22 protein-coding genes are annotated in these 25,592 nt (G+C 71.0%); 12 read left to right on the top strand and 10 right to left on the bottom strand.

From position 1 onward, the window contains the following. Nucleotides 1-269: 269 nt before the first annotated feature. From DWB68_RS05585 to DWB68_RS05565, 5 genes are all read right to left on the bottom strand, one after another. Nucleotides 270-1,175, bottom strand: coding sequence for an ornithine cyclodeaminase family protein (locus DWB68_RS05585; protein ID WP_233548633.1), 906 nt, complete (start codon nt 1,173-1,175; stop codon nt 270-272). A gap of 368 nt (nt 1,176-1,543) precedes the next feature. Further along, on the bottom strand, nt 1,544-2,677 hold the full coding sequence (locus tag DWB68_RS05580; protein WP_119424157.1) for a bifunctional 2-methylcitrate synthase/citrate synthase: 1,134 nt from the start codon (nt 2,675-2,677) through the stop codon (nt 1,544-1,546). 10 nt (nt 2,678-2,687) lie between these two features. Then, nucleotides 2,688-3,620 carry a methylisocitrate lyase gene (prpB, locus tag DWB68_RS05575; protein WP_119424156.1) on the bottom strand — a complete coding sequence of 311 codons (933 nt, stop codon included), beginning with the start codon at nt 3,618-3,620 and terminating at the stop codon, nt 2,688-2,690. Continuing rightward, a complete protein-coding gene (locus tag DWB68_RS05570; protein ID WP_119424155.1) occupies nt 3,620-5,128 on the bottom strand; it encodes an MmgE/PrpD family protein in 1,509 nt (502 codons plus the stop codon). The genes prpB and DWB68_RS05570 overlap by 1 nt, the downstream gene beginning before the upstream one ends. Before the next feature lie 10 nt (nt 5,129-5,138). Then, nucleotides 5,139-5,828, bottom strand: a complete 690-nt coding sequence (locus DWB68_RS05565; RefSeq protein ID WP_119424154.1) for a GntR family transcriptional regulator — start codon at nt 5,826-5,828, stop codon at nt 5,139-5,141. Between the two features lie 227 nt (nt 5,829-6,055). On the opposite strand from DWB68_RS05565, the gene DWB68_RS05560 reads away from it, so the two are divergent. After that, nucleotides 6,056-7,966, top strand: a complete 1,911-nt coding sequence (locus DWB68_RS05560) for an AMP-binding protein (RefSeq protein ID WP_119424153.1) — start codon at nt 6,056-6,058, stop codon at nt 7,964-7,966. 4 nt (nt 7,967-7,970) lie between these two features. On the opposite strand, the gene DWB68_RS05555 is transcribed toward DWB68_RS05560, so the two are convergent. Beyond that, on the bottom strand, nt 7,971-8,702 hold the full coding sequence (locus DWB68_RS05555) for a response regulator (protein WP_119424152.1): 732 nt from the start codon (nt 8,700-8,702) through the stop codon (nt 7,971-7,973). After that, nucleotides 8,699-10,465, bottom strand: a complete 1,767-nt coding sequence (locus tag DWB68_RS05550) for a sensor histidine kinase (RefSeq protein WP_158588218.1) — start codon at nt 10,463-10,465, stop codon at nt 8,699-8,701. Before DWB68_RS05550 ends, DWB68_RS05555 begins: the two co-directional genes overlap by 4 nt. A gap of 280 nt (nt 10,466-10,745) precedes the next feature. Between DWB68_RS05550 and DWB68_RS05545 the strand changes: the two genes are divergently transcribed. The 8 genes from DWB68_RS05545 to der all read left to right on the top strand — a co-directional run bounded on the left by DWB68_RS05545 (nt 10,746) and on the right by der (nt 19,410). Beyond that, nucleotides 10,746-12,044 carry a cation:dicarboxylate symporter family transporter gene (locus DWB68_RS05545; protein ID WP_119424150.1) on the top strand — a complete coding sequence of 433 codons (1,299 nt, stop codon included), beginning with the start codon at nt 10,746-10,748 and terminating at the stop codon, nt 12,042-12,044. 206 nt (nt 12,045-12,250) lie between these two features. Further along, nucleotides 12,251-13,096: a ParA family protein gene (locus DWB68_RS05540; protein ID WP_119424183.1), complete on the top strand. Its 846-nt coding sequence runs from the start codon at nt 12,251-12,253 to the stop codon at nt 13,094-13,096. Nucleotides 13,097-13,103: 7 nt separating this feature from the next. Next, entirely contained in the window at nt 13,104-14,177 is a 1,074-nt protein-coding gene (locus DWB68_RS05535; RefSeq protein WP_119424149.1) for a segregation and condensation protein A, read from the top strand. Continuing rightward, the gene (gene scpB / locus DWB68_RS05530; RefSeq protein WP_119424148.1) at nt 14,174-14,752 is read left to right on the top strand and encodes an SMC-Scp complex subunit ScpB; all 579 of its coding nucleotides are present in this window, start codon (nt 14,174-14,176) and stop codon (nt 14,750-14,752) included. The genes DWB68_RS05535 and scpB overlap by 4 nt, the downstream gene beginning before the upstream one ends. A gap of 65 nt (nt 14,753-14,817) precedes the next feature. Then, nucleotides 14,818-15,990, top strand: coding sequence for a pseudouridine synthase (locus DWB68_RS05525; RefSeq protein WP_119424147.1), 1,173 nt, complete (start codon nt 14,818-14,820; stop codon nt 15,988-15,990). Next, the gene (locus DWB68_RS05520) at nt 15,987-17,108 is read left to right on the top strand and encodes a prephenate dehydrogenase (protein WP_119424146.1); all 1,122 of its coding nucleotides are present in this window, start codon (nt 15,987-15,989) and stop codon (nt 17,106-17,108) included. The genes DWB68_RS05525 and DWB68_RS05520 overlap by 4 nt, the downstream gene beginning before the upstream one ends. Further along, nucleotides 17,109-17,801 carry a (d)CMP kinase gene (gene cmk / locus DWB68_RS05515; RefSeq protein WP_119424145.1) on the top strand — a complete coding sequence of 231 codons (693 nt, stop codon included), beginning with the start codon at nt 17,109-17,111 and terminating at the stop codon, nt 17,799-17,801. A 79-nt stretch (nt 17,802-17,880) separates the two neighbouring features. After that, a complete protein-coding gene (gene der, locus DWB68_RS05510; protein ID WP_119424144.1) occupies nt 17,881-19,410 on the top strand; it encodes a ribosome biogenesis GTPase Der in 1,530 nt (509 codons plus the stop codon). Between the two features lie 85 nt (nt 19,411-19,495). On the opposite strand, the gene DWB68_RS05505 is transcribed toward der, so the two are convergent. After that, the gene (locus DWB68_RS05505; RefSeq protein WP_147391595.1) at nt 19,496-20,095 is read right to left on the bottom strand and encodes a hypothetical protein; all 600 of its coding nucleotides are present in this window, start codon (nt 20,093-20,095) and stop codon (nt 19,496-19,498) included. Nucleotides 20,096-20,189: 94 nt separating this feature from the next. Here DWB68_RS05505 and DWB68_RS05500 point away from each other — a divergent pair, with 94 nt between their 5' ends. Continuing rightward, on the top strand, nt 20,190-21,059 hold the full coding sequence (locus DWB68_RS05500; RefSeq protein ID WP_119424142.1) for a DUF1206 domain-containing protein: 870 nt from the start codon (nt 20,190-20,192) through the stop codon (nt 21,057-21,059). A 14-nt stretch (nt 21,060-21,073) separates the two neighbouring features. Here the strand turns inward: DWB68_RS05500 and DWB68_RS05495 are convergent, their stop codons facing one another. Beyond that, a complete protein-coding gene (locus tag DWB68_RS05495) occupies nt 21,074-21,850 on the bottom strand; it encodes a hypothetical protein (protein WP_119424141.1) in 777 nt (258 codons plus the stop codon). A 203-nt stretch (nt 21,851-22,053) separates the two neighbouring features. On the opposite strand from DWB68_RS05495, the gene DWB68_RS16155 reads away from it, so the two are divergent. Further along, nucleotides 22,054-23,118, top strand: coding sequence for a hypothetical protein (locus DWB68_RS16155; protein WP_158588217.1), 1,065 nt, complete (start codon nt 22,054-22,056; stop codon nt 23,116-23,118). 94 nt (nt 23,119-23,212) lie between these two features. Next, nucleotides 23,213-24,634 (top strand): argininosuccinate synthase, encoded by a 1,422-nt coding sequence (gene argG / locus DWB68_RS05485; protein ID WP_119424140.1) that lies wholly within the window; start codon nt 23,213-23,215, stop codon nt 24,632-24,634. A 105-nt stretch (nt 24,635-24,739) separates the two neighbouring features. Here the strand turns inward: argG and DWB68_RS05480 are convergent, their stop codons facing one another. Then, nucleotides 24,740-25,468, bottom strand: a complete 729-nt coding sequence (locus DWB68_RS05480; protein WP_119424139.1) for a hypothetical protein — start codon at nt 25,466-25,468, stop codon at nt 24,740-24,742. Between the last annotated feature and the right edge of the window lie 124 nt (nt 25,469-25,592).

Raw genomic sequence — 25,592 nt, 5'->3', positions numbered from 1 at the left:
AGAGGGGGAGTGGCTGCAAGTCGGGCACGTGATGTCTGTCACTGCCGTGGCTTGAAGCTACGACACGCCCCGTGCTGGATTTGGCCGGAATGCCCTGGGGAAAACGCGCACCGTAGGCACTTTGCACACCACGCCGCGCGGCGCCGACGTGGATGGCGGCGGGGCGGGCCATCCTCGCGCGAGGGACCCGCCCCGGTGCGGGCGATGGAGGCAGAAGCCGATCGTGCGGTCGGCGTCATGCAAGCGTCATGTGAGAGCTCGACGGCGGGTCACGCCGCCGCGGTCCCTGCGCTCCCGTGCACCAGCGAGGCGAGTACGAGGTCCTCCCATGACATGCCCACCCCGCAGTACAGGGCTGGCGCGCCCGGGCGCCGTCGCAGCCGATCGAGGGCCGCGTCGGCGAGGTTTGGCGGGGCCAGCCGTACCCATTCCTCGGCCGAGCGGGCGGGGATGAGATCCCCTGCCTCGCGCAGAGCGGACCCGCGACCCTCGACCAGGACGTCGGAGCGCAGCACCAGCGCGTGGTCGACCTCGCGGGCGTGCAGGCCGTGCTGGCCCACGGCGGCGACGATCGCGCCGGGACGCACCCACCCGCCGTCGAACAGCGGTGTGGTGGCCGTGGTGAGCGTGACGATGACGTGCGCGCCGCGCACGGCGCGCTCCACGTCGGTCCCGCGGTCCGAGACCCCGACGCCCGCCTGCGCCGCGCCGGCGATCAGTGCGGCAACGCGCTCGGCGCGTCGACCCACGACGCCAAAGCGGGCGCCCGGCCAGCACCAGGCGAGGGCAAGCAGGTGATTCAGCGCTTGGATACCGGCGCCAAACACGAGGACCTCGGGGGCGGCGGGCAGGGCGTCCCCTTCCGGTGCCGCCGCGGCGAGGGAACGCAACGCCGTGAGCGTGACGGCGGGCGTGCGGACGGCCGTCAGTTCGAGTCCGTCCAGCACGGCGAGCGGGGCCGACGTCTCGGCGTCGAAGAGGAGGTAGCTGCCCTGAATCTTCTCGAGTCCGCGCTCGGGGTTGCCGGGACTGACGGTGAGCACCTTGATGCCCATGGTTGCCTCGGCGACCGCCGGCATGAGCAGGAACTCGCCGTGCGGGGTGGGGGAGAAGAGCCGCTCGGCGTCCACCTCGGGGTCGAGGCCGCCTCGCAGGGCGGACTCGAGCCCGTCCACCGCCCGCTCTCATGGCAGGGCGGCGCGGACCGCCGCGGCGTCGAAGTACGGGAGCGAGGCGCCGGTGGCCTGACCGGCGGGGATCGCGTCGGCGGGGGAAGGGCTGGGGAGCGACATGGGGCGGGTCCTTCGTGGCGGAGGCGGGCGTAGGGAGGCCCGGGGCCGCGCGCTGTGGTTTCGCGGCACGGTAGCGCGGGGACCCGTGCGTCCCGTGGGCGATCCGCCCTCGCCGGCGTCCCGAGGATCGCCGCTCTGCCCTGGGGCGCGCAGCAGCCACCGCGGCGGCGAAAGGCGGCCGGCGCGCGCAACGAGCAGCTCCGTAGCTCGTTCAACACACCGACCGCCTCCCGGGTCGATGGTCTGGGCGCTTAGCCCAGGTGGCGCTCCTCAACGCCGTTGTACTCGGACAACGGGCGGATGAGGGCGTTGGCGGCGCGCTGTTCCATGATGTGCGCCGTCCAACCGGTGATGCGAGCCGCGATGAAGATCGGCGTGAACATCTCCGTGTCGAAGCCCATGAGGTGGTACGTGGGCCCGGCCGGGTAGTCGAGGTTCGGCTTGATGGCCTTCGCCTCGTCCATGGCCTGCTCGAGGCCGTCGTACAGACCGAGCATCTCGGGGCGGTCGTAGTGCTCGATCATGCGATCGAGCGCAGCCTTCATGGTGGGCACGCGGGAATCACCATGCTTGTAGACGCGGTGGCCGAAGCCCATGACCTTCTTCTTCTGGGCCAAGGCGTCCTCCATCCACGCCTTCGCGCGAGCGGCGGCGTCCTCGCGGGACTCGTCCGTGCGGATGCCGATCTCGTTGAAGGTGTGCATGACTGCCTCGTTGGCGCCGCCGTGCAGCGGGCCCTTGAGCGCGCCGATCGCGGCCGTGACGGCCGAGTGCAGATCGGAGAGCGTCGAGGTCACGACGCGCGCCGTGAAGGTCGACGCGTTGAAGGAGTGCTCCGCGTACAGCACCATCGAGACGCGGAAGGCGTCGACGACCTCGGGGGCCGCCTCCTCGCCGAAGGTCATCCAGAGGAAGTTCTCCGCGTAGTCGAGGTCCTCGCGCGGGTCCACGACGTCCAGGCCGCGGCGGCGGCGCTGATCGTAGGCGACCACGGCGGGGAAGGCGGCGAAGAGACGCTTGGCCTTGGCCAGCTCGGCGGCGGGCGAGGAATCCTCGGCCTGCTCGTCGTTGGCGCCCAGCACGGAGACGGCGGTGCGCCCCACGTCCATGGGGTGGCAGTTCAGCGGCAGCAGGTCGATGGCGGCCTTGACGCGGGGGTCAAGATCGCGCTCGGTGCGCTCCGACTCGGTGAACGCCGCGAGTTCCTGGGGCGTGGGCAGCTCCCCGTTCCAGAGCAGCAGCGCCACCTCCTCGAAGCTCTTGTGAGCGGCGAGCTCCTGCACGGGATAGCCGCGGTACAGCAGGGAATTGCTCTCCGGATTGACCTTTGACACGGCGGTGTAGTCGACGACGACGCCGGCCAGGCCCTTCTTGATCTCGGTCATGGTTCCTCTCTCAGGACAGGTTCGCGTTGTTGGTGTCGATGTCGGTCGTCGGCACCCGGAAGTTGAAGATCCCGTTGTCGAAGCGGTTGTAGCCCTCGTAATCGACGAGCTCGTACAGCCGGGTCCTCGTCAGCATGTCAGGGACGGCCGCCTCCTGGGTGCCCTCGGCCTTGATCGTTGCCAAAGTGCGCTCAATGGCGCCCATCGCGCTGCGCAGGCTCGTGACGGGGTAGATGATCATGGCCACGCCGGCGTTCGCGAGCTGCTCACGCGTGAACAGCTCCGACTTCCCGAACTCGGTCATGTTGGCCAGGATCGGCACGTCGATCGACTCGGCGACCTTCTCGAATTCGCTCAGGTCCTTCAGCGCCTCGGGGAAGATCGCGTCGGCACCAGCATCCACGAGCGCCTTGATGCGCTCAATCGTGGCGCCGAGCGTGTCGACGCCGCGCAGGTCGGTGCGCGCCATGAGCAGGAAGTTCGGGTCGCGGCGGGCGTCGGCAGCGGCGGCGATGCGCTTGATGGCCGTGTCCAGGTCCACCATGTTCTTGCCGTCGAGGTGGCCGCAGCGCTTGGGGTTGAACTGGTCCTCGATGTGGGTGCCGGCGAGGCCGGCGTCCTCGAACTCCTGGACCGTGCGGGCCACGTTCATGGGCTCGCCGAAGCCGGTATCGGCGTCGATGAGGCACGGCAGGTCCGTCACGCGGGCGATCTGCGCGCCGCGCTGGGCCACCTCGGTGAGGGTGGTCAGCCCGACGTCGGGCAGGCCCAGCTCGTTGGCGAGGACGCCGCCGGAGATGTACGCGCCGTCGAAGCCCTGCTCCTGGATGAGCTTGGCGGAGAGCGGCGTGAAGGTCCCCGGGAACTGCAGCGCGGCACCCGGCTTGAGGGCCGCCCGAAAGGCCTCGCGCTTCTGCGCCGGCGTGGTGTGGGAGTACAGCATCAGAAGAGACCCTTCGGGGAGGCCTCGAGCTCCACGGCGGCCTTGATGTTGAGCTGGTCCAGCTCGCCGGCGCCCAGGTTCATGACGTTCTCGGCGGCAGCGATGAAGCGGTCGATCTCCGCCGCGGAGACCTTGGAGGAGGCGAGCTGGCGGAACTTGTTGATGTACTCGGCGCGGCCGAAGGGGCGGGCGCCCAGCGGGTGTGCGTCGGCGACGGCGATCTCGTCAACGATCGTGGAGCCGTCGGCCAGCTCGATCTCGACGCGGCCGCCGAAGGCCTTCTCGTTGAGGTCGAGCGAGTGGTAGCGGCGCGTCCACTCGGCGTCCTCGACGGTGGTGATCTTGTGCCACAGCGCCACGGTGTCCTCGCGGCCGGCGCGCTCGGGCGAGTAGGAGACCACGTGGTCCCACGCGCCGTCCTGCAGGGCCACGGCAAAGATGTACGGAATTGAGTGATCCAGCGTCTCGCGGGAGGCCGTCGGATCGTACTTCTGCGGGTCGTTGGCGCCCGAGCCGATCACGTAGTGGGTGTGGTGGCTCGTGTGCAGCACGATCGCCTTGACGTTGGCGGGATCCGTGAGCTCGGGGTGCTCGGCGTTGAGCTTGCGGGCCAGGTCGATCCAGGCCTGAGCCTGGTACTCGGCCGAGTGCTCCTTGGTGTAGGTGTCGAGAATGGCGCGCTTGGACTCGCCGGCGGCGGGCAGGGGCACCGTGTAGTTGGCGTCCTTGCCGTCCAGCATCCAGGCGATGACGCCGTCCTCGCCCTCGTAGATCGGGACGGGGGAGGTCTGCCCGCGCAGCGCGCGGTCCACGGCCTCGACGGCCATCTTGCCCGCAAAGGCCGGTGCGTGGGCCTTCCACGTGGAGATCTCGCCCTTGCGCGACTGGCGCGTGGCGGTCGTGGTGTGCAGGCCCTGGCCGACGGCCTGGAAGATCGTCTCGACGTCGGCGTGCAGGAGCGTGCCGATGCCGGCCGCGGCGGAGGGGCCGAGGTGGGCGACGTGGTCGATCTTGTGGGCGTGCAGGGAGATGCCCTTGACCAGGTTCACCTGGATCTCGTAGCCCGTCGCGATGCCGCGCACGAGGTCCTCGCCCGTGGAACCCACGTGCTGGGCCACCGCGAGGATCGGCGGGATGTTGTCGCCCGGGTGGGAGTACTCGGCGGCCAGGAACGTGTCGTGGTAGTCGAGCTCGCGCACGGCCACGCCGTTGGCCCAGGCCGCCCACTCGACGGCGACCGGCTCGTCCGTGCCGAAGATCTTGGCGCCTCGGCCACCCGTGGTGACGGGGTGCGCCTGCGCCTGGCCGCGGGCCGAGACGATGGGGCCGCGGTTGAGGGAGGCGATGGCCACCGAGGCGTTGTCGATGATGCGGTTGATGACCATGTCGACGACGTCCTGGTCCAGCGCCACGGGATCGGCGGCAACGGTCGCGATCTTGTACGCCAGCTGTTCCTCGCGGGGGAGGTTTTCCTCGCTGCGGTAGACGCGCACGGTGTGGTTGATCATGGTGTTCCTCTCATCGCGCGGCGGTGGCCGCGAAGGTGTGCTGGCCGGAGGCGTCCGAGACGTCGGTGGCTCCGGGGGCATGGGACTTGATGTGGGCTAGGGAGTGATGCAAGTGCATCACGGTCGCGGCGGCCGCCAGCTCGGTGTCACCGAGCGCGACGGCGCGGGCGATGCTCGCGTGCTCGCCGGCCGAGGCGACGAGCCGCTCCGGGTGATCCCGGGAGACCCGGCGCACGCGCGCCAGGTGCAGGCGCAGGCCGCGCAGGGCCTGCGCAAGGTAGGGGTTGGCGGCTGCCTCGTCGAGCCGCTCGTCCAGCTCGCCGGCCAGATCGTAGAAGCGCACCACGGACGGGGATCCGGCGGAAGCCGCCTCCTCGAAGGCCTCGGCGAGCGCAGTGAAGCCGGCGACGGCGCGCTGGGGCGAGGCCGCGGCGAGCCGGGCCGTGGCGACTTCGAGCACCTGGCGGGCATCGAAGAGGCGGTCGACGGCATCGGGGGAGACGGGGGAGACCACGAGGCGTCCAGCGCTCTGGGTCGCGAGGCCGTCGGCGACGAGCCGGGCGATGGCCTCGCGCACCGGGGTGCGCGAGAGTCCCAGGCGTTCCCCGAGCTCCACCTCGGGCAGCGGGGCGCCGGGGGAGAGCCGCCATTCGACGATGTCTCCGCGCAGCGCCTTGTAAGCGCGATCACTGGCCTTCATGCCGTCAGTGTATACACAGACGGGGTGATTGGCGCCACGTTTGGGAAATTCGCCCGCAAGTCTCCCCAAGTTCATCGAATCCGTGTATACATATCGGCAAGCGCGTGTGAGCCACGCCACGACCCTGTGGTCGCCTGGCGGCTCAGCGCGACGGGGCAGCGGCGCCTCCACGCCGCGTCCCCACCGGTACCAACGGGCGCCCGGGCGCTCGCAGCGAGAGGGAACCCATGAGCAGCTACGCGCAGAGCTATCGGCGGGCGGAAGAGGATCCGAGCGGCTTCTGGCTGGAGGCGGCCTCGGCCCTCGCCTGGGACAAGCAGCCCACGCAGGGCGTCGATGACAGCCGCGCACCCCTGTACTCCTGGTTCGGCGACGGCACGCTCAACCTGAGCGTGAGCGCCCTCGACCGACACGTCGCCGCCGGCCGCGGCGGGCAGGCAGCGCTGATCTACGACTCGGCCGTGCTGGGGCTGAAGCGCAGCTACAGCTACAGCGAGCTGCTGGAGCAGGTGGCCAAGACCGCCGGGGCGCTCGCCGGGCTCGGCGTGGGCGTGGGGGACCGCGTCCTCCTCTACATGCCCATGATCCCCGAGGCCGTCATCGGCATGCTCGCGTGCGCCCGCCTCGGCGCCATCCACTCCGTGGTCTTTGGCGGCTTTGCCCCGCGCGAGCTGGCCAGCCGCATCGACGACGCGGCACCGGCGGCGATCCTCACCGCCACGGGCGGCGTGGAGCCCAACCGTCGCGTCGAGTACCTGCCGACGCTCGCCGAGGCCCTGCGGCTGTCCGAGCACACCGTGCCTCACGTCCTGGTGACGCCGCGCGAGGGCTTCGCCACTGGCCTCTCCGATGTGGACGAGTCGGTGCCCGGCACCCGCTGGCACGATGCCGCCGCCCTGGTGAGCGCCGCGCCCGCGGCCCCTCCCGCCGTCGTGCCCTCCACCCACCCGCTCTACATCCTCTACACCTCGGGTACCACCGGCGCGCCCAAGGGTGTCGTGAGGGACACGGGCGGCTACGGCACGGCCCTCGCCTGGTCCATGCGCAACATCTACGGCGTGGGCCCGGGGCAGACGATGTTCACCGCCTCCGACGTGGGCTGGGTGGTCGGCCACTCGTACATCGTCTACGCGCCGCTGCTCGTGGGCGCCACGACGGTCCTCTACGAGGGCAAGCCCGTGGGCACCCCGGACGCCGGAGCCTTCTGGCGCGTGGCCGCCGAGCACGGCGCGCGCGCCCTGTTCACGGCCCCCACGGCGCTGCGCGCCATCCGCAAGGCCGATCCGCAGGCCGAGCTCGTGGGCCAGTACGACCTCTCCGAGCTCAAGGCGATCTTTGCCGCCGGCGAGCGCCTCGACCCCGATACGGCGGCCTGGACCGCCGAGGTGACGGGCAAGCCGGTGATCGACAACTGGTGGCAGACCGAGACGGGCTGGCCCATCGCTGCCAACCCGTTCGGCCTGGACCCGCAGCCCATCAAGCTCGGCTCGCCCACCCTGCCCGTGCCCGGCTACCGCGTGCGCATCCTCGATGCCTTCGGCGAGCAGGTGAGCGAACCGAACGCCGAGGGCAACATCGCCCTGGAGCTCCCGCTGCCGCCCGGCGCCCTCACGACGCTCTGGGGCAACGACGAGCGCTTCGTCTCCTCCTACCTGAGCGCCTTCCCCGGCTACTACGCCTCGGGCGACTCCGGCTATCTGGACGAGGACGGCTACGTCTTTGTCATGGGGCGCACCGACGACGTCATCAACGTCTCGGGTCACCGCCTCTCCACGGGCGCCATGGAGCAGGTGCTCGCCTCGCACCCGGCGGTCGCCGAGTGCGCCGTCATCGGCGTCAACGACCCGCTCAAGGGGCAGCGCCCCAGCGGCTACGTGGTGCTCAAGTCCGGGGTGGAACTGAGCGAGGAGGAGCTCGCTCCCCAGCTCATCGCCCTGGTCCGCAAGGACATCGGCCCCGTGGCCGACTTCAAGGACGTTCGCGTCGTGGCCGCCCTGCCCAAGACGCGCTCGGGCAAGATCCTGCGCAAGACGATGCGCCAGATCGCCGACGGTGAGGACTACCAGGTCCCCGGCACCATCGAGGACGCCTCCGTCCTCGACACCTTGATTGGGGTGCTGCGCCCGGCGCGCGACTGACGCGCTATCCGGCCGCCGGGCCTCCCGTGGGGGAGTACTCCACCTCCGGGCGGCCCGGCGTGCCGTGGCGCGTGGCCCGGCTCGCCTGGCCGGTCGTGACGAGGTGCTCAAGGTAGCGCCGGGCGGTCACCCTTGAGAGCCCGACGACGGCGCCCAGCTCGCTCGCGCTGCTGGCGGCGGCTTGGGAGGCCAGGGCCTCCCTGACGAGGCCGAGCGTGGGCAGGGTCAGGCCCTTGGGTAGCTCGAGCTCACCCGCTGCCGGGGCGGAGAAGATGGCGTCCACTGCCTCCTGCCCGCTCACGCGGCCGCTGCTGCCGAGCCGCGCGTGCAGCTCGCGGTAGCCGGCGATGGCGGTCGCGAACTCCTCGAAGCTGAAGGGCTTCAGGAGGTACTGGGTGATCCCGAGGGCGACGGCTCCGCGCAGCACCTCGCGCTCCGCCGCGGCGGTCAGCGCGATGGCCCCGCCGCGCCAGCCGGTGGCCCGCAGGCGCCGCAACACCTCGAGGCCGTGGCCGTCCGGCAGGTTCATGTCCACCAGCACCATGTCGAAGCCGAGCCCGGGCTCGGCCGTGCCCGTCCCCGCCTGGTGGACGCGTGCCGCGAGAAAACGCCGGGCCTCCTCCGTGCTGCCGAGCGTCTGCACCGTGCGGGTGCCCGGGATGCGCATGAGGTATTCCTCGTACACCGAAGCGGTGCGGGGCTCGTCCTCCAGGATGAGGACACGCAGCTCGCTCATGGCCGGGCCTCCTTCGCGACGGATCGCTCGCTGCGCGCGGTGACGGCGTCGTCCCGGAGATCCGCGGTGTGAGGGGTCGTGGCGCGGACCACGGGCTCGAAGTCCTCGTCCGCGGGCAGCGGCAGTTCGACGGTGAAGACCGTGCCAGAATCGGTGACCACTTCTACCCGCCCGCCGAGTCGGGCGACGGCCGCAGCGACGATGGCGAGCCCCTGGCCCCGACCCAGCGCCCGGGTGGGTTTGGTCGAGAAACCTGCCTCGAACATGTGCTGGCGGGCCTCGTGGCTGGGGGCCGCCCCTCCGTTGGCGACGGAGGCGACGAGCCACGGTGCGTGGCCCTCCGGGTCCTCGAGCGCGGCCTGGAGGCTCACCCAGCGCCCGTCGGGTTCCGCCTCCGCCGCGGCATCGATCGCGTTGTCGAGCAGATTGCCGAAGATCCCCACGAGGTCGGGGGCGGGAAGGCCCGTCCGGCGGGACAGGTCCACCGCGACGCTCAGCTCAACCCCCCGCTCCGCAGCCTGCGCGATCTTCCCTTGCGTCAACGCGGCGAGGACGGCGTCGCCGTCCGCCCCCTCGACGCCTCCGCGGCCGCGGGAGCTCGCGAGTGACTCGATGAGCAGCGCGCGCGCCTCGTCCGGCCGGTCCACCTCGAGCAAGCCGAGGAGGGTGTGGAGCCGGTTGGCGTGATCGTGATTCTGCGCCCGCAGGGCGTCGCTGAAGGACCGGGTCGAGGCAAGCTCGCCCGCGAGCGCCTGCACCGCCGAATGGTCGTGGATCGTCAGCACCGTGCCCGCCGCCATGCCGGCGACGGGGGAGGCAACGGGGCCGCGCTCGCCGCCCCGTCCGGCGCCGCGGCGTTGCAGCGGCCGCTGCGAAACGATGACCATGCGCGTTCCCACCCGATGCGGTTCGTCCTCCACGCGGCGGCCGGAGGCCACGAGCTCGTTGATGCTCGGAGGGAGCCCGAGCTTCTCCGCCTCGACGGGGCCGCCCGGGGCGGCCGGGCCTCCACGCAGGCCAAGCAGCGCGTCGGCCGCGCGGTTGTGGAACACGATGCGCCCGCCCGAATCCGCCAGGAGGATGCCCTCGTCGACGGAGAGCAGGGCCGCGTCGGCCACGGCAAAGTGCCGGGAGAGCGCCTCGGGGCCCAGGCCCGCGGTGGCCCGCTGGAGGTAGCGCGATCCCCACCAGCTGCCGAGCCCCAGCACGACGGCAAAGGCGAGCGAGGTGATCAGGACGTTCGGAAGGTCCGAGGCGGCCATGACCTCGAGCGCCTTGACCTGCTTGCCGACCGTCAGGGCGCCCACAATGGTGCGCTCACCGTCCGGCCCCGTGGCGTAGATGGGCACCACCGAGCGCGTCGACTCGCCGGCCGTTGCCGTGGTGCTGACCTCGGTGACCGTTTCGCCGTTCCAGACCGGGGCGAGCGTGCCGCTGTAGGGGGTGCCGACGTAACCGGGTCGGTGGTAGCTCAGCCGCAGCCCGTCGCGGGAGATGAAGGTGGCGAAGTCCATGCCGGAGTCGGCGATGATGCGGTCGGTGAGCGGCTGCAGGCCAGCCGTGGGATCGGCCGAGGCATAGGCGGCGGCGACCCTCGGGTCGTCGGCGCCGAGGCGGGCCAGCTGCGTGGTGGCAGCGGTGGTGCGCTCGAAGATCACGGAGCGTGTCTGCAGGTAGGTGGAGACGCCGGCGGCGATCGTGAGCGCCGCGAGCGCGATCCACTGCACCACCAGGACGCGCCTGGCCAAACTCCAGCTGCGCACGTTCCCTCCCTTTCCGTGCCCAGGCGAGCCCGTCTTGCCCGGGTGAGCGGGCGCCGTCGTGCGTTGAGCCCGCGCGCGGGACCCGACCCCGCGCCCCTCAGTATCCCGCGCCCGCGGCCGGGGTGTGCCTTTTGCATGGCGAGCATGCAAAAACTCTATGAACGCAAGTCGAGGCGACGGGGGCTGTGGTCCGACCATCGAGTGTGCAGTGACGCCGACCACAGGGGGTGGGGAGCGCCGGCTGCGCTCCCGCACCCACCACCCGCGAAAGGTCAGGACCATGGCCCTCTCCGAAGCAACACCCCTTGAGGCATCGCAGCCGCCCGCAGGCAAGCGACGCAAGGACCGCACCCACTGGCTCTACATCGCGGTCATCGCCGCCGTGGTGCTTGGCATCGTGGTCGGCCTGGTCATGGGCAAGGATGCCGCCACGGCGTTCCAGCCGCTGGGCGACCTGTTCATCGCGCTGATCAAGATGATCATCGCCCCTGTCATCTTCTGCACCATCGTCACGGGCGTCGGCTCCATCGCCAAGGCCGCCACGGTCGGCAAGGTCGGCGGGCTCGCGCTCGTCTACTTCCTCATCATGTCGACGTTCGCCCTGGTCATCGGCCTCGTGGTCGGCAACCTGATCCACCCCGGCGATCACCTCAAGCTGAGCCCCTACGACCCGAACAAGGCCTCCGGCCACGGCGCGTGGGACATGATCTTCGACATCATCCCGGGCTCCCTTCCCGTGCTGCCCACCCTGTTTGTGGCCCTGCTCGTCGGCTTCGCCCTGCAGAGCATCGGCGAGCGCGGCAAGCCGATCCTCGACGCCATGGGACGCATCCAGTCCGTGGTCCTGAAGATCATGACCTGGATCATGTGGGTCGCCCCGATCGGCGCCTTCGGTGCCATCGCCGCCGTGGTCGGCAAGACCGGCTGGGGCGCCATCGGCTCCATGCTGACGCTCATGGGCGCCTTCTACCTGACCTGCATCATCTTCATCGTGGTCATCCTCGGCACCGTGCTGCGCACCGTGACGGGCCTGAACATCTTCAAGCTGATGCGCTACCTCGGCCGCGAGTACCTGCTCATCTTCTCGACCTCGTCCTCCGAGTCCGCGCTGCCGCGCCTCATGTCCAAGATGGAGCACGCCGGCGTCTCCAAGCCCGTCGTGGGCGTCGTGGTCCCCACCGGCTACTCCTTCAACCTGGACGGCACGGCCATCTACCTGACGATGGCGGCCCTGTTCGTCGCCAACGCGATGGGCATGCCGCTGAACATCGGCGAGCAGATCGCCCTCCTGGTGGTCATGATCATCGCCGCCAAGGGTGCAGCGGGTGTCTCCGGCGCCGGCCTCTCGACGCTGGCTGCCGGCCTGGACGCCCACCGGCCCGAGATGCTCGGTGGCATGGGCGTGGTGGTCGGCATCGACAAGTTCATGTCCGAGGCCCGCGCCCTGACCAACTTCACCGGCAACGCCGTCGCCACGCTCCTCGTGGGCAAGTGGACGGGCGAGCTGGACGTGAAGCAGGCCAAGGACACCCTGGAGAAGCGCTCGCTCTTCGACGAGACCACCGTCGCCGAGCACTGATCCACCGCAGTCCCGCGCGAGCCTTGAGGTTCGAGTTCTACTCGAACCTCAAGGCTCGCCGCTGTCTGGCCTCCGCGACGCCACGCGCGCGGAGCACTAACCTGGAGCCGTCCGCCGCATCGCGCGCGTGGCGGAAGCGTACCCATCAAGAAGGAGCCCTTGTGAGCGACCCCAACGCCTTCGGCCGAGTCCCCGCCCCCGGGGGGATGAGGGAGATCAACGCGCTGGGCCGACCCCTGAGCACGCTGCCCGAGCCGCCCGCCCTCAGCGAGCACGGCCCGGCCCGCATCATCGCGATGGTCAACCAGAAGGGCGGCGTCGGCAAGACGACCTCCACCATCAACCTCGCCGCCGCGCTCGCCGAGTACGGCCGCACCGTGCTGGTGGTTGACTTCGACCCGCAGGGCGCCGCCTCCGCCGGCCTCGGTGTGAGCCCGCACGAGCTGGACCTGACCGTCTACAACGTGCTCATGGACCGCCACGCCGACATCGAGGAGGCCATCCTCCCCACCTCGGCGCCCAATGTGGACCTCCTGCCCGCCAACATCGACCTCTCCGCCGCGGAGGTCCAGCTCGTCAACGAGGTGGCCCGCGAGCAGGTCCTCGCCTCGCAGCTGCGCAAGGTCTCCGACCGCTACGACGTCATCCTCATCGACTGCCAGCCCTCGCTCGGCCTGCTCACGGTCAACGCGCTGGCCGCCGCACACGGCGTCATCATCCCGCTGACCGCCGAGTTCTTCGCGCTGCGCGCCGTCGCCCTGCTGACGGAGACCATCGACAAGGTGCAGGAGCGCATCAACCCCGCCCTGCAGATCGACGGCGTGGTCGCCACCATGTACGACCAGCGCACGCTGCACGCCCGCGAGGTGCTCGGTCGCCTCGACGAGGCCTTTGGCGACAAGCTCTTCGAGACCGTCATTCGCCGCACCGTGAAGTTCCCCGACGCCACCGTCGCGGCCGAACCCATCACGTCGTTTGCGCCGCAGCACGCGGGCGCGGCGGCCTACCGCCGCCTGGCCCAGGAGCTGATCGCGCGCGGGGGAGCGCCGTAGGCACCCCATGAGCGCCCCCGCCGCCACAGTCCCCGCCGCCCCCTCCGCCGGAGAGGGCGGCGTTGCCGTGCCCGGGGGAGGCTCCGCCGCACCCGGCGCGCTCGGCCCGGACGCGGGGGAGACCGCGGCCCTGGGCGGCTTCGAGGTCGTCCTCGAGAACTTCTCAGGGCCCTTCGAGGTGCTGCTCTCGCTCATCAACCGCCGCAGCCTCGACATCACCGAGGTGGCCCTCGCCACCGTGACGGATGAGTTCATCGCCTACCTGCGCGCGCTCTCGGCCGAGCACGGCACGCGCGCCCTGGACGAGATGACCGAGTTCCTCGTGGTCGCCTCCACCCTCTTGGATCTCAAGGCCGCCCGGCTCCTGCCGCGCGGCGAGGTCGAGGACGAGGAGGACCTGGCCCGGCTCGAGGCGAGGGACCTGCTCTTCGCCAGGCTCCTGCAGTACCGCGCCTTCAAGCAGGCGGCCGCGCTCCTGGCGGATCTGTTGCGCGCCGGCTCCGCCACGGTGCCGCGCCAGGTCGCCGCCAACGACCCGGACATCGCCGCCCACCTGCCCGAGCTCGTCTTCACGACCACGCCGGAGCAGCTGGCACAGCTCGCGGCCAAGGCTCTGGCGCCCAAGGAGCCCGAGCCCGAGCACGTGGCGATCGACCACATCCACGCCCAGCCGGTTTCGGTGCGCGAGCAGGCTGACATCGTTGCAGCCAAGCTGCGCGAGGCCGGCGCGCTGGACTTCGAGGAGCTCACGGCGGACGCCGAGGCGAGCCTCGTGGTGATCGCGCGTTTCCTTGCCCTCCTGGAGCTCTACCGCGACCGCGCCATCGACGTGGAGCAGCTCGCGCCGCTCTCGCGGCTCCTCGTGCGCTGGGCCGAGGACGGCGTCTGGCCCGCCTCGGGCGGCTTCGAGGAGTACGACGGCGACGCGCAGGCGCGGGCCGCCGCCGGCTTTGCCGGCGCCCCCGCCGAGCCGGGCCTGCCCGCTCCCTCAAGCCACACCGGCACCGGCGGTGAGCCGCTCCGCGCGGGCGAGCGGGCGGCGTCGGGCACCCAAGACCATGCCGCGGAGGCGAGCGCATGAGCGAGCAGCACGGCGCCGAGCGGGACGGCGCCGAGCAGCTCGCGGCGCTCGAGGCGGTCCTCATGGTGATCGAGGCCCCGGCCTCGCTCGAGGAGCTCGCCGGCGCCATCGAGGCGAGCGAGGTGCGCACGCACGAGCTGCTGCAGGAGCTGCGCGAGGACTACGACGGCCTGCGCGGCACGCGCGTGCGCGGCTTCGAGCTACGCCACGTGGGCGGGGGTTGGCGCATCGCCGCGCGGGCGGCCCATGCCGAGCCCGTGTCCCGCCTGGTCTTGGAGGGCCAAACCGCGAGGCTCTCACAGGCCGCGCTGGAGACCCTCGCCGTCATCGCGTACCGCCAACCGGTCTCCCGCGCCAGGGTCGGGGCCATCCGCGGCGTCAACGTGGACGGCGTCGTGCGGACCCTCGTGGCGCGCGGTTTGATCTCCGAAACGGGCACCGATAAAGAGACGGGCGCCTCACTCTTTGGGACCACCCCCGCTTTTCTGGAAAGATTAGGCGTGGACAGCCTCGAGGAACTGCCTCCGCTGTCGCCCCTGCTGCCAGGCATTGAGGACCTGGAAGAGTTCTCCTGATGTGCACAACAGAGCGCGGGGCATGCGTAGAGACGTTTCCTCATGGATTGAAGGACTAGAAGAACATGACTCGACAGAACGACGGCGGATCCCGCGGCCAGCGCGGTGGAGCCCCTCACGGTAACTCGGCAGGCGGCCGCTCCGGCGGCCAGGGCGGTTCCGGCCGCACGGGTGGGCGCGACGCCCGTGGCGGCTCCGGCGCTGGCAAGGGCGGCTACCAGGGCGGCTCCGGCCGCTCCGGCGGCAAGCCGGGCGCGGCCAAGGGCGGCGCAGGCAAGAAGGACAAGGCCCAGGAAGAGTGGGGCGTCCAGGGCGGCAAGGGCACGTACGGCCGCTCCATGAAGGAGAACAAGGCCCGCGTGGAGAAGGCCAAGAAGGCCGCCGCCCTCGCCGCCAAGCAGGGCCCCAAGGCCTTCGCCGACGAGCGCTTCGGCCTCGACCTCGGCCCGGTCAAGCGCCGCCGCCGCGGCCCCTCCAAGCGCGTCACCGCCACGCCGCGCGTCCAGAACGAGGACGGCGAGCGTCTGCAGAAGGTCATGGCCCACGCGGGCGTGGCCAGCCGCCGCGTGTGCGAGGAGATGATCGAGACCGGCCGCGTCGAGGTCAACGGCGAGATCGTCCGCGAGCTCGGCGTGCGCGTCAAGCCCGACGTCGACACGGTGCACGTGGATGGCGTGCGCCTGCAGCTCAACGAGGACATGACCTACTTCGTGTTCAACAAGCCGGCCGGTGTGGTCTCCTCCATGAAGGACCCCGACGGCCGCCGCGACATCTCGGACTTCCTGCGCGAGGGCCAGTCGGAGCGCCTCTTCCACGTGGGCCGCCTCGACTACGAGACCGAGGGCCTGCTGCTCCTGACGAACGACGGCGAGCTGGCGCACCGCCTGACCCACCCGTCCTTCGAGGTCCCCAAGACCTACCTCGTGCAGGTGCGCGGGCCGCTGCCGCAGGGCGTCGGCCAGCAGCTGCGCGACGGCGTGGACCTGGAGGACGGCCGCTCCCGCGTGGACTCCTTCCGCCTCATCGACTCCACCCCGGGCCACGTGCTCGTGGAGGTCGTGCTGCACTCCGGCAAGAACCGCATCGTGCGCCGCATGTTCGACGCCGTGGGCTTCCCGGTCCAGCGCCTCGTGCGCGTGCAGATCGGCCCCATCCGCCTGGGCGATCAGCGCCAGGGCAGCCTGCGCCGCCTGGGCAAGCAGGAGGTCGGCCACCTGCTGGCCGAGGTGGGTCTGTGACCTCGGGTTCGCCCGAGCAGCTCACGTACCTTTCCGGGCCCGTCCTGGTCATCGGCACGGGGCTCCTCGGGGCCTCCGCCGCCCTGGGCCTGCGCGCCCTGGGCCTGTCCGTGGGGCTGCGCGACGCGTCCCCCACGGCGCAGCGCGTGGCGGTGGACCTGGGGGCCGGCGTGGCCGTGCCGCCCGGTGCTGCCTTCGCTCCCGAGCTTGTCATCGTGGCGACCCCGCCGGATGTGGCGGCCGCCGTCGTGTCCGGCGCCCTGCGGGAGTTCCCGCAGGCGACGGTGATCGATATCGCCTCCGTTAAGGCCTCGATCCTGCGCGCGCTGCTCGCTGACGAAGCCCTCGGCGAGACGGAGCTCTCCCGCTACGTGGGGGCCCACCCCATGGCCGGGCGCGAGCGCTCAGGCCCCGTGGCGGCGCGCGGCGAGCTCTTCTACTCGGCGCCGTGGATCGTGGTGCCTCACGCCGGCAGCTCGGCCGCCGCGGTGCGCGTGGCCAAGGCCGCCGGCGCCGACCTGGGTGCCTCGGTGACGCAGATGGACGCCGAGGAGCACGACCGCTCCGTGGCCCTCATCTCGCACTTCCCCCAGGTGGCCTCCTCGCTGCTGGCCTCCCGCCTGCTCGACGCCCCCGGCGCCGCGCTCGCGCTGGCCGGCAACGGCCTGCGCGACACGACGCGCATCGCCGCGAGCGATCCCGCCCTGTGGATCCAGATCCTCTCGCACAACGCGCCGGCGATCGTGCCGATCCTGCACGGGCTGCGCGAGGACCTTGACCGGCTCATCGGCACGCTGGAGGCCCCCGAGGCCGCCGGCGCGGCGCTTGATCTGGCCCAGCTCCTGAGCGAGGGCAACCAGGGTCAGGCTCGGATCCCCGGCAAGCACGGTGCGCCGCCGCAGTCCTTCGCGACCGTCGGCGTGATCGTGGACGACAAGCCCGGCCAGATCGCCCGCCTGCTCTCCGACATCGGCGAGGCAGGCATCAACATCGAGGACCTGCGGATGGAACACTCCGCCGGCTATCAGGTGGGCCTCGTGGAGATCCAGGTGATCCCCGGCCGCCGCGACGAACTCGAGGGCACCCTCAGCGCCCTGAACTGGAAAGTGGTGCAGTAAGTGACCGAGCAGACCAAGGCAGAGCAGCTCGTCGTTGCCATCGACGGCCCCGCGGGCTCCGGCAAGTCCTCCGTCTCCAAGGAGGTGGCCCGCCGCCTCGGCGCCGCCTACCTGGACACGGGCGCCATGTACCGTGCGGTGACGTTTGCCGCCCTCGAGTCCGGCCTGGACCTCGAGGACCAGGACGCCATCGCCGCCGCCGTGCGCGCCGCCGACATCGAGCTCACCACGAGCCCGGACGCGCAGCGCGTGCTGGTGGGTGGCCGCGACGTCACCGCGGAGATCCGCGAGCCGCGGGTCTCCGGCGCCGTCTCGGCCGTGGCCACCAACCTGGCCGTCCGAGAGAACCTCGTGGCGCGCCAGCGCGCGGCCATCGAGGCCGCCGGGCGCATCGTCGCCGAGGGGCGCGACACCACCACGGTGGTGGCCCCCGACGCGGACGCCCGCATCCTGCTCACCGCCCGCGAGGAGGTGCGACTGGCCCGCCGCGGCCTGGAGCTGAACAACTCCCAGAGCGCCGAACAGCTGGCCAAGCAGGTCTCGGAGCGCGACAAGCGCGACTCCACGGTCGTGAACTTCACGGAGGCGGCGCCCGGCGTCGTCCTCGTGGATTCCTCGGACCTGGACTTCGAACAGACCGTGCAGGCCGTCCTGGCCACCGTCGCCGAGCAGTCCGGCGCCGAGACCGCCTGAGGCGGCTCGGAGATAGACTGTCCTCTTGCGCCCGCTGACCTAGTGGCCGCAGCAACACCAAGACTCCTCGGAGGAGACCATGACCCCGCTCGAGACTGAGGGCGACGATTTCCGCGACTACGGCGAGGACGACGTCGCCGAGCGCCTTGCCGCCATGTCCGACGACGAGGCCGACGCCCGCGCCGCGAGCCTGCGCGCCGGACTCGAGAACTACGAGCTCGAGGCCGAGGACGCCGCGCTGCTCAGCGGCGAGGCGTGGGAGGAATGGGAGGCCGAAGAGGCCATCATTCCGCCCGTCGTCGCGATCGTCGGCCGCCCGAACGTGGGCAAGTCCACGCTCGTGAACCGCATCATCGGCCGCCGCGAGGCCGTCGTGGAGGACCTCCCGGGCGTCACCCGCGACCGCGTCTCCTACGACGCCGAGTGGTCGGGCACCGACTTCACGCTCGTCGACACCGGCGGCTGGGAGGTCGACGCCAAGGGCATCGACAAGATGGTCGCCGATCAGGCCGAGCGCGCCGTGGACGTGGCCGACGCCGTCATCCTCGTCGTGGACGCCACGGTGGGCGCCACGGCGACCGACGAGGCCGTCGTGAAGATGCTGCGCCGCAAGAAGAAGCCGGTCGTCCTGGTCGCAAACAAGGTGGACGGCCCGGCCCTCGAGGCCGACGCCGCCATGCTGTGGTCGCTCGGCTTTGGCCAGCCGTGGCCCGTCTCCTCCCTGCACGGACGCGGCACGGGCGACATGCTCGACGCCGTGCTCGAGGTGCTCCCGGAGGAATCCGCCTACGGTGATCCGCTGCCCGAGGGTGGCCCGCGTCGCGTGGCCCTGCTCGGCCGCCCGAACGTCGGCAAGTCCTCCCTGCTGAACAAGCTGGCCGGCGAGGAGCGCGTTGTCGTCAACGAGCTCGCCGGCACCACGCGCGATCCCGTGGATGAGCTCGTGGAGCTCGGCGGGCGCACGTGGCGCTTCGTCGATACCGCCGGCCTGCGCCGCCGCCAGCACATGGCCCAGGGCGCCGACTACTACGCGTCCCTGCGCACGGCCACGGCCCTGGACAAGGCCGAGGTCGCCGTTGTGCTGCTCGCCGTGGACGAGGTGCTCTCCGAGCAGGATCAGCGCATCCTGCAGCAGGTGATCGACGCGGGCCGCTCGCTCGTGCTCGCCTACAACAAGTGGGACCTGCTGGACGAGGACCGCCGCCGCTACCTGGAGCGCGAGATCGAGCAGGATCTCAAGCACGTCGAGTGGGCGCCGAGCGTGAACATCTCGGCCAAGACCGGCTGGCACAAGGACAAGCTGACCAAGGCGCTGGATATCGCCCTGGAATCGTGGGATCGCCGCATCTCCACGGGCAAGCTCAACGCCTTCCTGGGCGAGCTTGTCGCGGCCCACCCGCACCCGCTGCGCGGCGGCAAGCAGCCCCGCATCCTCTTCGGCACGCAGGTCTCGGCCCGCCCGCCCAAGTTTGTGCTCTTCACGACCGGCTTCCTGGATCCCGGCTACCGCCGCTTCATCCAGCGCCGCCTGCGCGAGACGTTCGATTTCCGCGGCACGCCCATCGACATCCAGATGCGCGTGCGCGAGAAGCGCGGACGCAAGCGCTGATCGGTACAGATCAACGGCCCCGCCTCCCCTAGTGGGAGGCGGGGCCGTTTGGCGTCCGTGAATGCCCGACGGCGTGGGGGCGGGTTCAGTCCAGGCCCGGCCGGAAGGTGCCCGTGGGCCAGGTCTCCGGGAGGCCCGCGCGGAGGGCGGCGTCCGCCCGGTAGCCGTCGAGGAGCGCCTGGGTCGCAGCGGCCGTCGCGGCGTCGAAGCCACGGCGGTCGAGCGGCGCGTCGAGGTACCACGTCCCGGCGTCCGTGGTGAGCTCGAACAGGGCGACCCCGTGCAGGGGTCGCTGATCCCAGCCCCCGTCCACGCTCACCTGCGGCTTGTCAGGCGGGTGCGGCAGGCAGTACACATGCGCGAGGGAGACGAGGAACGCGGTCCGGGGCGTGCCGACGTCGGCGTAGGCGCCGGCGTCCGGTGTGGCCTGCCACCCGACGCTCAGGCGCAGGATCTCATCCCAGCTGACGGACGTCACGCGCCCGCCGCGGCTGGCGCGCACGCCGATCTCGTCGACGCGCTCGGCGTAGCTGCGCTTGAGCGGGCGGCCGTCGGAGGCCGTGCGGGGGAGCGGCTCCGGCCAGCGGCTGAAGCCGATGAGCCTGACCCCCTCGCGGCTGGCCTCGAAACGAGGCCCATTCCTCCGCCCGATGAGCACGTCGGTCCCCTTTCGTGGCGCACGCATGAGCCTAACGCCTCCGGGGACATGCCGGGCCGATCAGGTGGCGCTGGCGGGCCGGGCGGCGGCGTAGCATCGGCGTTCAGCGGAGGGGGACGGCATGGTCAAGGAACAGGTCAAGCGCGTGGCCAGGGACGCAGGGGCGACGGCCGGGCGGATCGCGGATCACCCGTGGTTCGAGCGCGTTGCACGCGCAGGTTTTGTAGCCAATGGGCTCGTGCACATCATTTTGGGGTGTACCGCCGTCTGGGTAGCGGTTGGCGGCAAGGGCGACACCGAACAGTCCGGCGCCATCAAGGTGCTGGCCCAACAGCCCTTCGGGTTGGTGTTGCTGTGGTTGTGTTTGCTCGGTACCGCACTGCTGGCGCTCTGGAACCTGTTCAACGCGTTCTTTGGTACGGCCTCGTTGAAGGCGGGCGGCAGCGCCGACCCCCGGGAGCAGGAAGGTCGGCGGCGGTGGAAGGACTTCCTCAAGGCTCTCGGCCAGGCCGCGGCGTACGCCGCCGTCGCAGCGGCCTTCGTCGGATTCGTTCGCGGCGACGCTTCGGATTCGGGGCGGGCAGCGTCCCAGGCCTCCACGACGCTCGCGAGCGCACCCGGAGGCCAGGTGCTGCTCTGGCTTGCTGGTGCCCTCCTCGGCGTGGTCGGCCTGGTGTTTTGTGTGAACGGCGTGCGCCGCAAGTGGAAGGACGAACTGCGCAGGCCGAGCTCGCCGGCCGTGGCCTCGGCGCTCACGGTCTGCGGTGTCGCCGGCTACTTCGGCAAGGGGATCACGCTCGCCGCGGTCGGGGTGCTCGCAGCCGTCGCCGCGGCCCGTGGCGACTCCCAGGACTCCACGGGCGTGGACGGGGCGCTCAAGAGCATGAGGGAGCTTCCCATGGGGGTGCCTCTGCTCGTCGCCGTCGGCCTCGGCCTGGCGTTGTACGGGGTGTTCCTCGTCCTTCGTTCGCGCTACGACACCATGAAGTAACGCCGCGCCTGGCCTCAACGGTCCCTCTCGGGGAGCGTGGCACGCAGGGCTGGATCGGCGATGAGCGCGGCGTAGCGCTCGCGCAGCCGTTGCGCCCCACGGCGCGTGGTGCGCACGAAGAGGCGCTGGCGCACGAGCGTGTCGACCGGGCCGTCCACCGTCACGACGCGCACGGCCACGTTGCCCCAGGGCGCGAGCGGATCGAGGTCCACGGATTCCTTCGGGGCCGGCCCGGACGGGGCCCAGCCGCCGAAGCCGCCCGCGGCTGCGCCGCCGCCGCTCGGCGAGGACCCGGTCGCCTTCCGCTCGGCCTTGGCGCGCTTCGCGGCCGCTGCCGCCTCCTTCTTGGCGCTGCGTCGAGCCTGCCTCGCCTCGCGCCGGGCGCGGATCCGTAGGTCGCGTTCCGTCTCGCGGCCCGCCTTGCGCCGATCCTCGCGGTTTGCCTCCCGCCACTCGGCCCCCGACAACAGGTCCCAGAGCGAGCTGAGCACCTCGAAGGCCGCGAACGCCGCGGTCGCCACGACCCCGGCCACGCCGATGACGGCCATCCCCAGGAGCATCACGAACCCGCCGGCCAGCGCGGCGAAGGGCACCCACCAGTGCCAGCGCAGCGGGTGGATGTGCACGGCCAGGACGTCGTCCCAGGGCGTGCGACGCTCGCCCTCGAGCTCGCGCAGGATCTGGTGGGAGCGCGCCTCGAGGTCCCCGCGGATGCTGAGCTCGCCCGGGGCCCGGCCGTGCCCCTCGGTAAAGATGTACTCCTGCGTCGCCGTGACGTGGGAAGAAAACACCGAGCCGATTCTCATATCTGTCACGGTATCTGCACAGTCGACGTAAGGCGTCGTCGTATCCGGCCTGCGACGCGGCCTGCGATGGCGGGTGGCGTGCCTGCGGGGCAATCGCTGTGCCGAAACCGTGTTCATCGGGCCCGGTCACCAGCTATCTTGTGGTGGATCTGTCCTGACCCCCCGGAGGAAAGGTGAAGCTTTCACGCGTGCCCGCCCCCGCCCGTCGCATGGTGTCAGCAGCTGCGCTGTCCCTGCTCCTCGGCACCGGAGGTGCAACGCCCGCGCTGGCGGCCGAGGACGTGCCCACCTCGTGGCGCGTGAGCGATGCCGTCAGCGCCGAAAGCAACATCTGCAACGGCAAGGCGACGGTCGACAATCCCACCTTTAATGGGCCCCTCGGCAATGACGGGTCCTCGGCGACGGTGGGGACGAACCTCGCGAGCACGACCTTCAGCTTCACGAACAACACGCTCTCGTGGACGGGTCGAGGGATGGGCATCCCGCTGGGCACCACCAAGATCCCGATCACGGTGCCCGAGCCAACCCCTCATACCGTCCACGTGTCCGGGCAGTTGGCGTACGTCACCGGGATGTGGGTGACGGTCGACGGCGTGGCGGCCGGAACGTTCACCCCATCGCAGGCAGGCGTGCGTCATCCCTCGGGGAAGTGGCAGGACATGCCGGAGTACGGCGTTGACTACTTCAGCTACTGGAGTGGCGAGGTGCAGAACCTGAGCGGCGGCGTGCATACGATCGAGGTGACGCCAGAGTACGTCGCCGGATTCCAGATCGACGAGGAGGGAGCGGACTCGTCGACCGAGTGGCTACGCAGCGACAACCTGGAATGGACGGCGCTCACCCCGAATGCGAACCAAGCGGCGGCGGCCTCCGTCGCCGGCCCCGGCACCTCGCGCTTCGAGCTGACGGTGTGTGTGCCGCAAGCGACGGTGACGGCCACGGCCACGGCCACCGAGTACCGCACCAGCACCGTCACGGCCTCCGCCACCGCCACCGTGACCGAGCGCGTTGGCACCACGGCCACCACGGCCACCACGACGCTCGTGGCGCAGGGGCCCGCCGTGGCCGGGCCGACCGTCGTCGTCACGAAGCCGGCGGTCGGCACCGGAGCGGACGCGGGCAACGGCTCGGAGGGGTTGGCCAAGACGGGCATCGGACCGTGGACGCCGTGGCTAGCGTTGGGAGCCGCCGGAGCGGTGGTCGCCGGGCTGGTCCTTGCCTTCGCTCGGCGCCGGGGAGCGCGCGGGCACTGACGCGGCACCCGACCCCGCGCCGTCGTGCATCTCACGCGCCACACGCGCTTCACCGACTCGGTGAGCGGGCCCGGCCCGCGATACCCTAGGAATCATGTCCAAGGTCCTTTCCTCTCTGCCCATCGGCGAGCGTGTCGGCATCGCCTTCTCCGGCGGCCTCGACACCTCCGTCGCCGTCGCCTGGATGCGCGATAAGGGCGCCATCCCTTGCACCTACACCGCGAACATCGGCCAGCCCGATGAGCCGGACATCGATGCGGTGCCGGATCGCGCCATCGAGTACGGCGCGGAGATCGCGCGCCTCGTCGACGTGCAGCAGCTGCTGGTGCAGGAGGGCATCGCCGCCCTGCAGACCGGCGCCTTCCACATCCGCTCGGGCGGAAAGACCTACTTCAACACCACGCCGATCGGCCGCGCCGTCACCGGCACGGGCCTCGTGCGCGCCATGAAGGAAGACGGCGTGGACATCTGGGGCGACGGCTCCACCTACAAGGGCAACGACATCGAGCGGTTCTACCGCTACGGCCTCATGGCCAACCCGAACCTGCGCATCTACAAGCCCTGGCTCGATTCGCAGTTCGTGACCGAGCTCGGCGGCCGCAAGGAGATGTCGGAGTGGCTCGTCGCCCACGGCTTCCCCTACCGCGACTCCACCGAGAAGGCCTACTCGACCGACGCCAACATCTGGGGCGCCACACACGAGGCCAAGGACCTGGAGTTCCTGAACAACGGCGTCACCATCGTGGAGCCGATCATGGGCGTGGCCCCGTGGGACGAGTCGGTCGAGATCAAGACCGAGGACGTCACCATCACTTTCGAGGCCGGCTTCCCGGTCGCGATCAACGGTGTGGAGTACACGGATCAGGTCGCCCTGGTCCGCGAGGCCAACAAGATCGGCGGCCGCCACGGCCTGGGCATCTCGGATCAGATCGAGAACCGCATCATCGAGGCGAAGTCGCGCGGCATCTACGAGGCCCCGGGCATGGCGCTCCTGCACGCCGCCTACGAGCGCCTCGTGAACGCGATCCACAACGAGGACACCATCGCCACGTACCACAACGAGGGCCGCAAGCTCGGTCGCCTCATGTACGAGGGCCGCTGGCTCGACCCGCAGTCGCTCATGCAGCGCGAGGCCATCGTGCGCTGGGTCGCCTCGGCCGTCACGGGCTCCGTCACCCTGCGCCTGCGCCGCGGCGACGACTACTCGATCATGAACACCGAGGGCAAGAACCTCTCCTACCACCCGGAGAAGCTCTCCATGGAGCGCGTCGGTGACGCCGCGTTCGGCCCGGACGAGCGCATCGGCCAGCTGACCATGCGCAACCTGGACATCGCCGACTCCCGCTCCCGCCTGGAGCAGTACGCCGCCCAGGGCATCGTGGCCGGCGAGACCGCCGCCCTCGTGGGCAAGCTCGAGGCCGGCGGGGCGCAGTCCATCGTCGCCGGCGGCGAGAAGGTCCCCGGCGCCGTGGACGAGGCGAGCAACATCGCCGCGTTCGACCTCGGCACCGACTGAGTCGCCCGGCCCGGCAGCGCCGGGCTGAGCGCTCGAATGCACGACGGCGGGTCGTCACCTTTGAGGTGACGGCCCGCCGTCGCGTTGTTCCCGGGAGGCGGGTGCTCAGTCGTAGTCGAAGGTGACGAGCACCGTGCGGCTCGTGGGCTCGAAGAAGACGAGCAGCTCATCGGCGCCGCGGGGGAGGTAATGGGCGCCCACCACGGAGGCCACGAAGTGGAAGCGGTCCCCGTTCGGCATGAGCGGGTGCACGTCCGTGCCGCCCACGCCGCTGAGCCCGTACTCCTCGCCGTGCTCGACCCCGCCCAGGTCGAAGAGCCGTGGGTGCTGCCAGTTGGCGCCGTAGGGCTGCGGGTCGGCGACGTCCACGAGCCAGTCCTGAGGGCGCGTGAGGAGCTGCTCCAACGGGTAGTACTCGAGGTCCTGCAGGTGGATGAGCGCCCCGTGCTCGCGGGCGAGGGCGCGGGTCTGGGTGAAGCCCGCGAGCTGATCCTCGTAGTGGGCCGCGAGCGAGCGGCTCGGGTGGGCGTAGTGCTCAAAGAAGGACCAGTCGCCCTTGAAGTCCAAGCGGCCGTCCGGCGTGAGCTCGAAGCCCAGCCAATTGGTGCGGGCGAAGTAGCTGTGCACGCCAGTGGTGCGCTCGCCCACGTAGCCCTCGGCGGGCTCGTAGGGGGCCACGATCGGCAGCCACCCGTCCCACTCCGGGTCGATCGCCGCCAGATCCACGACCACGAGCGGCGCGAGGACGCGCTCGGCGAAGCGCGGGTCGACGAAGCTCTCGTCGGCGCTGGGGAAGGGGCGCAGGGTGCCGTCCTCGACGGTGGGCCAGGTCATGCCCGCCAGCCTAGCCGCGCACAGCACCGCGGGCTCCGCTTGCGCCACCGGCTCTTGCCTCGGCCAACGCACACTCACAGCAACGACCCATGCGTGCTTCATAGTGTCGGCTCATCACTCGGCG

Source organism: Galactobacter valiniphilus (genome assembly GCF_003575975.1).
GTDB lineage: Bacteria > Actinomycetota > Actinomycetes > Actinomycetales > Micrococcaceae > Galactobacter > Galactobacter valiniphilus.
This window is presented reverse-complemented; position numbering and strand designations above follow the sequence as displayed.

Bases quoted from the DNA above. Each gene is read 5' to 3' on its own strand.
- DWB68_RS05580 (WP_119424157.1), bottom strand. From the start codon at position 2,677: ATGACCGAGATCAAGAAGGGCCTGGCCGGCGTCGTCGTCGACTACACC.
- prpB (WP_119424156.1), bottom strand. From the start codon at position 3,620: ATGCTGTACTCCCACACCACGCCGGCGCAGAAGCGCGAGGCCTTTCGG.
- DWB68_RS05570 (WP_119424155.1), bottom strand. From the start codon at position 5,128: ATGATCAACCACACCGTGCGCGTCTACCGCAGCGAGGAAAACCTCCCC.
- DWB68_RS05565 (WP_119424154.1), bottom strand. From the start codon at position 5,828: ATGAAGGCCAGTGATCGCGCTTACAAGGCGCTGCGCGGAGACATCGTC.
- DWB68_RS05560 (WP_119424153.1), top strand. From the start codon at position 6,056: ATGAGCAGCTACGCGCAGAGCTATCGGCGGGCGGAAGAGGATCCGAGC.
- DWB68_RS05555 (WP_119424152.1), bottom strand. From the start codon at position 8,702: ATGAGCGAGCTGCGTGTCCTCATCCTGGAGGACGAGCCCCGCACCGCT.
- DWB68_RS05545 (WP_119424150.1), top strand. From the start codon at position 10,746: ATGGCCCTCTCCGAAGCAACACCCCTTGAGGCATCGCAGCCGCCCGCA.
- DWB68_RS05540 (WP_119424183.1), top strand. From the start codon at position 12,251: ATGAGGGAGATCAACGCGCTGGGCCGACCCCTGAGCACGCTGCCCGAG.
- DWB68_RS05535 (WP_119424149.1), top strand. From the start codon at position 13,104: ATGAGCGCCCCCGCCGCCACAGTCCCCGCCGCCCCCTCCGCCGGAGAG.
- scpB (WP_119424148.1), top strand. From the start codon at position 14,174: ATGAGCGAGCAGCACGGCGCCGAGCGGGACGGCGCCGAGCAGCTCGCG.
- DWB68_RS05525 (WP_119424147.1), top strand. From the start codon at position 14,818: ATGACTCGACAGAACGACGGCGGATCCCGCGGCCAGCGCGGTGGAGCC.
- der (WP_119424144.1), top strand. From the start codon at position 17,881: ATGACCCCGCTCGAGACTGAGGGCGACGATTTCCGCGACTACGGCGAG.
- DWB68_RS05505 (WP_147391595.1), bottom strand. From the start codon at position 20,095: ATGCGTGCGCCACGAAAGGGGACCGACGTGCTCATCGGGCGGAGGAAT.
- DWB68_RS05500 (WP_119424142.1), top strand. From the start codon at position 20,190: ATGGTCAAGGAACAGGTCAAGCGCGTGGCCAGGGACGCAGGGGCGACG.
- argG (WP_119424140.1), top strand. From the start codon at position 23,213: ATGTCCAAGGTCCTTTCCTCTCTGCCCATCGGCGAGCGTGTCGGCATC.
- DWB68_RS05480 (WP_119424139.1), bottom strand. From the start codon at position 25,468: ATGACCTGGCCCACCGTCGAGGACGGCACCCTGCGCCCCTTCCCCAGC.